General features: G+C 67.6%; 8 protein-coding genes. 3 read left to right on the top strand and 5 right to left on the bottom strand.

Annotated features, from left to right (window positions below; genetic code table 11):
- Positions 1 to 264: 264 nt before the first annotated feature.
- Positions 265 to 1,152, bottom strand: a complete 888-nt coding sequence (locus tag ACX80J_RS15685) for a class I SAM-dependent methyltransferase (RefSeq protein ID WP_459348404.1) — start codon at positions 1,150 to 1,152, stop codon at positions 265 to 267.
- Positions 1,153 to 1,372: 220 nt separating this feature from the next.
- On the opposite strand from ACX80J_RS15685, the gene ACX80J_RS15680 reads away from it, so the two are divergent.
- From ACX80J_RS15680 to ACX80J_RS15670, 3 genes are all read left to right on the top strand, one after another.
- The gene (locus ACX80J_RS15680) at positions 1,373 to 1,843 is read left to right on the top strand and encodes an SRPBCC family protein (RefSeq protein ID WP_459348403.1); all 471 of its coding nucleotides are present in this window, start codon (positions 1,373 to 1,375) and stop codon (positions 1,841 to 1,843) included.
- Entirely contained in the window at positions 1,840 to 3,234 is a 1,395-nt protein-coding gene (locus ACX80J_RS15675; protein ID WP_459348402.1) for an FAD-binding oxidoreductase, read from the top strand. The genes ACX80J_RS15680 and ACX80J_RS15675 overlap by 4 nt, the downstream gene beginning before the upstream one ends.
- Positions 3,235 to 3,310: 76 nt before the next feature.
- On the top strand, positions 3,311 to 3,844 hold the full coding sequence (locus ACX80J_RS15670) for a DUF4190 domain-containing protein (protein WP_459348401.1): 534 nt from the start codon (positions 3,311 to 3,313) through the stop codon (positions 3,842 to 3,844).
- A gap of 64 nt (positions 3,845 to 3,908) precedes the next feature.
- Here ACX80J_RS15670 and ACX80J_RS15665 read toward each other — a convergent pair whose 3' ends face one another.
- The 4 genes from ACX80J_RS15665 to ACX80J_RS15650 form a co-directional block, all read right to left on the bottom strand.
- Entirely contained in the window at positions 3,909 to 5,270 is a 1,362-nt protein-coding gene (locus ACX80J_RS15665) for a DUF4032 domain-containing protein (protein WP_459344760.1), read from the bottom strand.
- A 138-nt stretch (positions 5,271 to 5,408) separates the two neighbouring features.
- Positions 5,409 to 6,497: an ABC transporter ATP-binding protein gene (locus tag ACX80J_RS15660; protein ID WP_459344761.1), complete on the bottom strand. Its 1,089-nt coding sequence runs from the start codon at positions 6,495 to 6,497 to the stop codon at positions 5,409 to 5,411.
- A 132-nt stretch (positions 6,498 to 6,629) separates the two neighbouring features.
- Positions 6,630 to 7,409, bottom strand: coding sequence for a trehalose-phosphatase (otsB, locus tag ACX80J_RS15655; protein WP_459348400.1), 780 nt, complete (start codon positions 7,407 to 7,409; stop codon positions 6,630 to 6,632).
- A complete protein-coding gene (locus ACX80J_RS15650) occupies positions 7,399 to 8,898 on the bottom strand; it encodes an alpha,alpha-trehalose-phosphate synthase (UDP-forming) (RefSeq protein WP_459348399.1) in 1,500 nt (499 codons plus the stop codon). Before ACX80J_RS15650 ends, otsB begins: the two co-directional genes overlap by 11 nt.
- Between the last annotated feature and the right edge of the window lie 198 nt (positions 8,899 to 9,096).

Here is a 9,096-nt window from a genome sequence, read left to right as displayed (position 1 = left end):
CACAGCGCCGATGGTACTGCACCCGAGAGAGTGTGGGAGAGTAGGACACCGCCGGACAACCATTCAACGGGAAGGCCCCGCACCACCAGGTGCGGGGCCTTCCCCACTTAAACCCACCACCCCGCCGAACCGGCACCGGCACCAGCCGGCACGCGGATGCCGGGCCGCACATGCCCGGAATCCGGCTGGCATCAGCCCAGGCCCTGCGTGACGCGTCCGGGCAAGGCCGGGCCTGCGAGGGGCCCGCCATCAAAGTGCTGAGGATCAGGCGCTCTCCTGCTGCGTCGGGTCGCCGGGTTCGCGACGGGCCCCGTCCTCCCTCGCCTTCGACAGCGTGAAGATTCCGTAACGCATCGCGCCGGTGCGGTAGGCCAGGATCAGGCGGGGGAAGATCAGGACGGAGATGCGATTGCGTGAGCGGAAGGCGAGGCGACGGATTTCACGATCGACGAGCAAGGCCTTCACGAGTCGACGTCCGCAGATTGTCCAGGTGCGCGCGACGCGGTGGCTGACATCTTCATAGTCGGCGATCGTAAAGCCCGCCGCCAGTGCCATCGCCTCGTATTCCTCGCGAGTGCCCATCGAGGGCAGGCGCCCTTCGCGGCAGATCGGCTCGAGCAGGTGGCGAATCTTCCAACGGCCGGCATCGGTCTCGGCGAGCCACGCGCAGACGACGAAACGGCCGCCGGGCGACAACACGCGGTGCGCCTCGGCGAAGAACTGGAGCTTGTCGACCATGTGCTCGCTCGATTCGATCGCCCACGCGGCATCGACCGAGGCATCGGGAAGCCCGTTGGAGAGCCAGTCGCGGAGATGGATGTCCACGTCGGGTACGGGGTGCGCAGCGGCATACTCGGCCTGCTCGGCGGACAGCGTCATGCCGGTCACGCCGACGCCGCGTGTCACCGCGAGTTGCCGCGCGGTGGAGCCGTAGCCGCAGCCGATGTCAGCGCACGCCTCGCCCGGCTTGAGGTGCAGCCGATCACCGACGGTATCGACCAATGCCTCGACGGCGTCGGCCGGCGTCTCGCGACCCGTCGCCCATAGCCCGTGATGGACGTGCTCGCCCCACACCCGACGATAGATCGGATCCAGATCGTCGTAGTGATCCGCGACCGCCACGGCGTTCTGAGGGACATCCGGGACGATCACGCCATCACACTACAACGCTGATCCCTGCGATCGGAAGGCCTTGGCTGGGACACCCGCCCCGGCACGAGGCACCGAATACTCCGGCGGTCGGTATGCCGGAGTGCGGCCGGTCGTGCCTCGGTGCGGCCGCGCGGGATCGGATGGTCGCCGGCTGGGTCCGGCCGGGTCCAGCCCGGCCGACCGGGACCGTACTGGCCATCGGCAGCGGTAGTGTCGGATCATGACTGGATTGTTCTCGCATCCTTCCGCCGCTCCCGACGCCCCCGGCGAGAGGCCGGACCTACGGACGACGGTGTCCGTGCCCACCCCGGCTGATCATGCCTGGGCGGGCCTGACGGAACACCTCCACCTGTGGTGGCCGGCCGGGGAGTTGAGCCGCTGGGGAGACGACAGTTTCTTCGGTCTGGAGGACAACGCCCTGGTCGAGACCTCCGCGCAGGATGACGAGAACGTGTGGGGCGAAGTGACCGGGGGCCGGCCGGGGGAGTGGCTCGAACTGAGGTGGAAGCATGCAGGGTCGGCTTCGACAACGGTGGTGCGGCTGGAGATAACGGGCGGGCAGGACGCCACCACGTTGAGACTGACCCATACCGGGTGGACCACGGCCGACCCGCAAGCCATCTACGACTTCTACCAGGAGTTCTGGCCCGAGGCCCTCGCCCGTTATCAGCGCTTCATGGGGGGATCATGATCAGCGAGGCAGCTATCGATGAACTGGCAGCAGGACTGCCGGGACGGGTGTCGACGTCACCGGCCGACCTGGCCGACTACTCGCGTGACCAGGGCCCCGTTGTGCAGACGATCCTTCCGAGCGCGGTGATCCGGGCGCAGTCCGTCGAGGACGTCCAGGCAGTCCTCGGATGGGCAACACGGCATGGTGTCCCCGTCGTCAGCCGAGGCGCTGGGTCCGGTCTCTCGGGCGGTGCTCACGCGACCGAGGGCAGCGTGATCCTGTCATTGGAACTCATGAACAGGATCGTGGAGGTCAACCCCGACGACGAGACCGCCGTCGTCGAGCCCGGTGTCATCAACGCCGACCTCAACGCCGCTGTCGCGGAGCACGGACTGATGTACGCCCCGGATCCCGCAAGCTACCGCTGGTCCACGATCGGCGGAAACGTCGCGACGAACGCCGGTGGCCTCCGCTGCGCGAAGTACGGCGTGACGCGTGACTCGGTCCTCGCACTCGACGTCGTGCTCGCGGACGGGACCCTCGTGTCCACCGGGCACCGGACGTTCAAGGGTGTGGCCGGCTATGACCTGACCGCACTGATGACCGGGTCCGAGGGAACGCTCGGCGTCATCGTCGGCATCACGGTGCGCCTTCGCTACCTGCCGCGCACCGTGCGTACCCTGGCGGCGTTCTTCGACAGTTTCCCGGCGGCCGCCGCGGGTGTGCTCGCCATCGGTCGTGCCCGGGTACAGCCCGCCATCCTCGAACTGCTCGACGGCAGGACGCTCGAGGCACTGGACGGAGCCCACGGGTCCGACCTCCGCCGGCGCGGCGGTTCGCTCCTCCTCATCCGGACCGATGGATACGGAGCTGCGGCCGAAGCGGAAGCGATCCGTGCGGCGCTCGTCGGGTTGGGGGCGAGCGTCAGCGACGAGGGATCCGAGGAAGCCGACCGGCTCGTCGATCTGAGGCGGCACAGCCGCGGCGACGAGGTCGACGATCTCTACAGGGTGGGGGAGGACGTCGCCGTACCGAAATCGCAGCTGGTGCGCTATGTCGCGGAGTTGGAGGCCATGGCTGCCCGGCACGACGTCCGCCTGAAAGTCGTTGCGCATGCAGGGGACGGCAACCTCCATCCCACCTTCTGGGTGGACCGCGGTGAAGGCGAGCGGGCGCAGGAGCGGCTGGAGGAAGCGCTGGATGAATCGGTCCGGTGTGCCCTCGACCTCGGCGGGACGATCACGGGAGAGCACGGCGTGGGTCAGTACAAGCGCCGGTGGCTCTCATGGGAGCAGTCGCCTGAGATCCTGGAACTGCAGGCGCGTGTCAAGCAGGTCTTCGACCCCCTCGGCATCCTGAATCCAGGCAAGGCAATCGTCCCACGATCGTTGCCCGCCAGCTCCGGGTAGGTGCATCAGCCCAGTGATAATGTTCAGGAAATTGCCGGAATTCCGTCACTTTTCCACTTCTTCCCTTGGGGGCGCCATGTCTGACAACAATCCGGAATCGCAGGGCAACTCGCCCTACGGCCAGAATCCGCCGCAGTACGGGCAGAACCAGCCCCAGTACGGCCAGAATCCGCCGCAGTACGGGCAGAACCAGCCCCAGTACGGGCAGAACCAGCCGCAGTACGGCCAGAGCCCCTCGCCCTACGGCCAGCAGGGGCCGTACGGCTCAGGCGCGGGGAACTATCCCGGCCAGCAGGGCTATCAGGGCCAGCCCGCGGAGAATCCGGGCAGGACGCTGGGTATCATCGGATTCATCCTGGCCATCCTGATCGCCCCGGTGGGCCTGATCATCAGCATCGTGGCCTTCGTGAAATCTCGGCGTGCCAGGATGGGCAACGGGTTCGCGCTGGCCGGCATCATCGTCGGTGCGCTTTTCACCATCGGTCTGATCCTGATCATCGGGCTCATCGCCGCGGCCGCCCCACTCATCCAGGAAGCGGCGGAAGCATGCCAGGGGGTTCCTTCGGGCACACAGGTCACCGTGCAGGGCCAGACCGTCACCTGCCCGTAGCGATCGGCGCACAGCAAGCGGAAGGACCGGCGGCCTCAGGACCGCCGGTCCTTCCTTTTGCCCCCTAGTTGTCGCCGTACTCCGAGTCCTCGTCGATCCCGATGGTCTTGGCGTCGGCCGTCAGCATGATCGCCGCCTCGTCGCGACGGTGCCGCAATTCGTCGTCGAGATATGACTGCACGGCTTCCGCCATGGGTACGTTCCGGTCCTCACGCTCCGACATGTACCAGCGGTGCTCCAGCACCTCGTGCACGACCTCCGCAGGCTCGAGCTTTCCGCCCAGCTCGCGCGGGACGGCGCGGACGATGGGTTCGAAGACCTCGTTCACCCAGAGGTGGGCACTGAACTCCTCATCGAGGGTGGGGTTGTTGTCCGCGCGGTAGGCGTCCATGTCGTTCAGGAGGCGCCGCGCCTGGTTCTCCTGTGCGTCCAGTCCGGTCAGGCGGAGGAGCCGGCGACTATGGTGTCCGGCGTCGACGACCTTGGGCTGCAGCTGGATCTGGGTGCCGTTCGCCGCCGTCTTGATCGCGTACTCCTCGACGTCGAATCCGAGCTCGTTGAGCCGGCGGATGCGTGCGCCGACACGCCACCGCTCGCCGAGTTCGAACGACTCCTTCTCGGTGAGCTCGGTCCAGAGCCGGCGGTAGCTGTCCATGATCAGCTCGCTCGTCGCGAGCGGATCGACCTTCTCCTCGATGAGTCCGCCCTCGGCGAGGTCCATCAGCTCGCCGGCGATGTTCACGCGGGCGATCTCGAGGTCGTATTCTCGCTGCCCGGTCGACAGCTCCGGGTACAGCTCGCCGGTCTCGGCGTCGACGAGATAGGCGGCGAAGGATCCTGCGTCACGGCGGAACAGAGTGTTCGACAGCGAGACATCGCCCCAGTAGAAGCCGATGAGGTGGAGACGGACAAGGAGCAGTGCCTGGGCGTCGATGAGCCGGGTCAGGGTGTCGCGCCGAAGCGTCTGCGAGAACAGTGCCCGGTAGGGGAGCGAGAACTTGAGGTGCCGCGTGACCAGGACAGGATCGAGCTCCTCGCCTTCGGGCGTGGTGCGGCCGGAGATCACGGCGACGGGCTCGACGCAGGGCACGTCCAGCCGCTGGAGTTTCCGGAGCATGTGGTACTCGTGGCGGGCGATATGCTCGCTGGTCTCCTTGACCGCGATGACGGAGCCGCCGAGGTGAGCGAAGCGCACGATGTGCCGGGAGATGCCGCGGGGAAGTGCCGCGAGGGCGCTGGCGGGCCACTGCTCGAGGGCGATGTGCCAGGGGAGGTCGAGCAGCTCGGAGTCGGTCGCTGCTGCGGTGATGTTCAGGGACCCGAGACTCGGGGCCTCCGAGGAAGCGGGCCGCAGTCTCGGCAGCTTGCCCGCCTGGTCGTAGTCGGTGGGCTCGTCATGCCACTGGGCGTTCGAGGTCTCTGTCATGGTGCTGCCTTCGTATCAGGGCGGGAGATGGATCCTGGATCAAGCGTAGTTGCCGTTAAACGAAGCGGTGGCGTCCGCCGGACATCCAGGGATGTCCGGCGGAGCCACCGCCGTCGTCGTACGTAGTGCGCGGGGACGCTAGACCGTCTCGGCCAGGCGCTCACCCGTGGAGGTGTCGAACAGGTGCACGTGGCCCTGCTCGGGACGGACGAAGACCGTGTCACCCTTCATGGGTGGGCGGCGGCCGTCGACGCGAGCCACCATGTCGTGGTTCTTGCCGTCGAGCGTGGTGTGGCCGTAGATGTAGGCGTCGGCGCCGAGCTCCTCGACGACGTCGACCTCGACCTGCAGGCCCTCACCCGGGCTGCTGAGGACGAGGTCCTCGGGGCGGACACCGAGCGTGACGGTGTTGCCTGCAGCGGCGTTCAGGATGTCGCTGCGGACGGGGTAGGTGATACCGCCGAAGAGGACGCCGCCGTCAGCTACCGGCAGTTCCAGGAGGTTCATCGCGGGGCTGCCGATGAATCCTGCGACGAAGACGTTCCTGGGGCGCTCGTAGAGGTTCCGGGGAGTGTCGACCTGCTGGAGGATGCCGTCCTTGAGGACCGCGACGCGGTCACCCATGGTCATTGCCTCGACCTGGTCGTGTGTCACGTAGACCGTCGTGACGCCGAGGCGCCGTGTCAGCGAGGCTATCTGGGTGCGGGTCTGCACACGGAGCTTGGCATCCAGGTTGGACAGCGGCTCGTCCATGAGGAAGACCTGCGGGTTACGGACGATCGCACGACCCATGGCGACACGCTGGCGCTGGCCACCGGAGAGTGCCTTCGGCTTGCGGTCCAGGTAGTTCTCGAGGTCGAGGAGCTTTGCGGCCTCGCGGACGCGCTCGGCACGCTCTTCCTTCGAGACGCCGGCGATCTTGAGCGCGAAGCCCATGTTGTCGGCGACCGACATGTGCGGGTAGAGCGCGTAGTTCTGGAAGACCATCGCGATGTCGCGATCCTTCGGGGGGACATCCGTGACGTCACGGTCACCAATGAGGATGCGTCCTGAGTTGACGTCTTCGAGGCCTGCGAGCATCCGCAGGGAGGTGGACTTTCCGCAACCGGAGGGTCCAACGAGGACGAGGAATTCGCCGTCGGCGATGTCGATGTTCAGCTTGTCGACAGCGGGCTTCTCGGTGCCCGGGTACAGGCGCGTGGCCTGGTCAAACGTTACCGTTGCCATGGTTTTGGTTCCTTTTCACGGGCAGGTACGTGCCCGACGATCCGTAGTGAATGGAAGAGTATTCAGTTGTGGCGCGCGCCCAGCCACCAGTACCGGTGGCCTTGGTCACGCCCCCGTAGTATGACACGTTCCCTAGCTGCGCGCACCTGATGACCGTAACGCCACGAGTTCCTGGAGGACCTCGGTGAAGTCTTCCGGTGTCGCGACGGTGAAGGACGCGGCAGTGTCTCCGGGGCCGATCCGGATGCCGACGTCGTTCGGACCGAGTGTCCGCTGGGCGTGTTCGTCCGTGACATCGTCACCTGCGAAGAGGACCGCCGTCGCCCCGGCGGCCTCCCTCAGCAGCGCGAGCCCCTGTCCCTTGTCCGCTGTGATCACCGAGATCTCGAGGACGCGCTTGCCGTCGGTCACGCTGAGACCCTTGATCCGCGAGAGTTCCGCCCGGGCTGCGGAGACGGCGGAGTCGGCGACGTCGTCGGCCGCCGTCCGCGTGTGGAGGACGACGCCGGCCGGCTTGAACTCGATACGTGTCCCCTCGTGAGTGGCGACGACCCGTTCGATGACGTCGACTGCCCGTGCCCGGAGGTCCTCCTGCTCCGGTGTCAGCGCGAGGGGCGCGCCGTCTGGCCCGGTCCAGGTCTCGGCGCCATGGCTCCCGATCAGCAGGGTGTCCGCCGGCGGGTCCGCGACCGTCCGCAGGCTGCCGAGGGCACGCCCGGAGATCAGCGCCGTCGTCGTATCGGGAAGACCGGCCAGGGCGCGGACGGCCTCCGCGGACGCCGGAAGGGCCCGCGCATCTTCGGCCCGCTCTACCAGCGGGGCGAGCGTGCCGTCGAAATCGAGCGCGACCAGCAGTCGCGGTGTCGCGGCCAGGGCACGCAGCGCGTTCTGGAGGTCCGCGTCAAGCGCCATGACCGGGGCCTCCGGAGTGGAGGGCATTGAGGAATGCCTGCGACCAGCGTTCGACGTCGTTGTGGACGACCTGGCGGCGCATGAGCCGCATCCGCCGCATGGCCTCCGTCTTCGGCATGGTGATCGCCGAGACGATCGCGCTCTTCAGGCCGTCGATGTCGTGCGGATTGACGAGGATCGCCTGGCGGAGGGTGTCCGCCGCGCCCGCGAACTCGCTGAGGACGAGCATGCCCGTATTGCCGGTGCGGGCCGCCACGTATTCCTTGGCGACGAGGTTCATGCCGTCGCGCAGCGCCGTGACGAGCATGACGTCGGCGGCCAGGTACAGCGCCACCATCTCCTCGACCGGGTAGCTGTGGTGCAGGTAGCGGATGGCCGTGTTCTTCATGGTGTCGTGCGTGCCGTTGATGCGGCCGACCGCGCCCTCGATGTCCTCGCGCAGGATGCGGTACTGCTCCACGCGCTCGCGGCTCGGGCTGGCGACCTGGATGAGGGCGGCGTCCTCCACCGTGATGGCGCCGTCCTCGAGCAGTTCGCCGTAGGCCTTGAGCCGATGGCCGATGCCCTTCGTGTAGTCGAGGCGGTCCACGCCGAGCAGGATGTGCTGGGGGTCGCCCAGCTCGCGCCGGATCTCCCTCGATCGCTCGATGACGTCGGGGCGCTGCGCCAGCTCCGTGATCGACGCCGTGTCGATGGAGATGGGGAACGCTTCGGCGCGTGAGACGTAGGCGGGAGTGCCGTCGTCGTCCTCGGGGATCTGCACCTGCTGGGCCTTGATGGTGTAGCCCTTGAAGCGTCGCACGCAGCGGAGGAAGTTGCTGGCGTCACTCGGGCGCTGGAACCCGATGAGGTCGGCGCCGAGGAGTCCCTCGATGACCTGCCGGCGCCATGGGAGTTGCGCGTAGATCTCCAGCGGCGGGAACGGGATGTGGTTGAAGAAGCCGATCTTCAGGTCGGGGCGGGCCTGCCGCAGCATCCGGGGCACGAGTTGCAGCTGGTAGTCCTGCACCCACACCGTGGCGCCCTCTGCAGCCACGGACGCCGTAGCCTCCGCGAAGCGCTCGTTGACCTTCCGATACGAGTCCCACCAGGTGCGGTGGAACTCCGGCGATGCGATCACGTCGTGGTAGAGCGGCCACAGCGTGGCGTTGGAGAAGCCCTCGTAGTACAGCTCCACCTCCTCCTCGCTGAGCGGCACGGGGACCAGGCGCATGTTCGCCTCGTCGAAGGGCTCGAGCGTCTCGTCGGGGGCGCCGTGCCAGCCGACCCAGGCGCCGTCGGCCTTCGCCATGACCGGCGCGAGCGCGGTGACGAGGCCCCCGGGCGATCGCCGCCAGGAGCTTTCGCCGTGCTCGTCGACGACGCGGTCCACAGCAAGCCGGTTGGAGACGACGATGAAGTCGAAATCCCCGAACTGGCCGTCCGCCGAGAAGGTGGGTTTGACGCCGGTTGTGGTCGAAGGTTGTGCTGCGCTCAAAACGGGCTCCATGGCAGTAGGTGGTCTCTGACCTGACTCTATCGGTTCGTGCCTCCGCGGGTCCGGCGCTGTGGCACTCGAAGGCGGGGCCACAGCCCGATCGCCCGGTGGACATGGTGGCCCGGAACCGGCACGACGGAGGGTGGGGCCGACGCGGGATCGCCCGGCTGCCGGCCGAACGGGAGGCGGCGTGCCTGATTTCCCGCGCTG

The sequence above is a fragment of the Arthrobacter rhamnosi genome (genome assembly GCF_054510975.1).
Note: the sequence above shows the minus strand (reverse complement) of the source record. Positions and strands in the feature narration are given on the sequence as shown.

Excerpts from the sequence above, each read along its gene's own strand:
- ACX80J_RS15670 (WP_459348401.1), top strand. The coding sequence starts at position 3,311 with ATGTCTGACAACAATCCGGAATCGCAGGGCAACTCGCCCTACGGCCAG.
- ACX80J_RS15665 (WP_459344760.1), bottom strand. The coding sequence starts at position 5,270 with ATGACAGAGACCTCGAACGCCCAGTGGCATGACGAGCCCACCGACTAC.
- ACX80J_RS15675 (WP_459348402.1), top strand. The coding sequence starts at position 1,840 with ATGATCAGCGAGGCAGCTATCGATGAACTGGCAGCAGGACTGCCGGGA.
- otsB (WP_459348400.1), bottom strand. The coding sequence starts at position 7,409 with ATGGCGCTTGACGCGGACCTCCAGAACGCGCTGCGTGCCCTGGCCGCG.
- ACX80J_RS15680 (WP_459348403.1), top strand. The coding sequence starts at position 1,373 with ATGACTGGATTGTTCTCGCATCCTTCCGCCGCTCCCGACGCCCCCGGC.
- ACX80J_RS15650 (WP_459348399.1), bottom strand. The coding sequence starts at position 8,898 with ATGGAGCCCGTTTTGAGCGCAGCACAACCTTCGACCACAACCGGCGTC.
- ACX80J_RS15660 (WP_459344761.1), bottom strand. The coding sequence starts at position 6,497 with ATGGCAACGGTAACGTTTGACCAGGCCACGCGCCTGTACCCGGGCACC.